This is a genomic window from Novosphingobium sp. 11B (genome assembly GCF_054589055.1).
This window is the reverse complement of sequence record NZ_BAAILP010000115.1, coordinates 1-588: the sequence shown is the minus strand read 5'-3', so window position 1 is coordinate 588 and position 588 is coordinate 1. Positions and strand designations below refer to the sequence as shown.

At 62.6% G+C, this 588-nt stretch carries 2 protein-coding genes; one reads left to right on the top strand and one right to left on the bottom strand.

Annotation, left to right across the window (positions count from 1 at the left end):
• Positions 1-233: AraC family transcriptional regulator (locus ACYPYD_RS11025; protein ID WP_459663147.1), on the bottom strand; the 233-nt coding region annotated here is incomplete at its 3' end.
• Positions 234-423: 190 nt separating this feature from the next.
• On the opposite strand from ACYPYD_RS11025, the gene ACYPYD_RS11020 reads away from it, so the two are divergent.
• On the top strand, positions 424-588 hold a 165-nt coding region (locus ACYPYD_RS11020; protein ID WP_008833563.1), incomplete at its 3' end, for an SDR family NAD(P)-dependent oxidoreductase.

The following is a 588-nucleotide window of genomic DNA, read 5'->3' as shown; positions in this document are numbered from 1 at the left end:
AGATCGAGTGAGGCGACGAGATAGCTGGCAGGGCCATAGTCGATCACCGCATCGCCCAGCAGCACGCGCTTGCTGCCCTGCGCGATGATGCACAGCGCCGGACGCTGGACCATATGCACCGGCTCGCCACCCTGGCCCGAGCGGACCAGCGTGAGCCGAGCGATGGGCGTCTCGATGATGCCGTCTCGCTCGGCGTATCGGGCAATCTGCTGAGCCAGTTCTTGATGCGCCATCAGCGTCTCTCTCAAAGCAATCGGTATGATCAGCCTACACGGCTGATAGAGACCGATCCAGCGCAGCGCTATAAATCTGGAATATCGTGCAATCATCCCGGATGACCGTTCTACCTCCTCACGACCAGATAGCGCCATTTAGGGGAACATCGGATCGATGTTTCGGTCCGTCTGAACAGGAGTGACTATCATGGCCATAGAGGACAAGGTCATCGCGATTACCGGCGCCAGCAGCGGCATCGGCGAAGGCACGGCGCGGCTGCTCGCGGCGCGCGGCGCGAAGCTGATGCTGGGCGCACGCCGCACCGACCGGCTCGCAGCGCTGGCGGAGGAACTGAACGCAGCGGGAGGCACA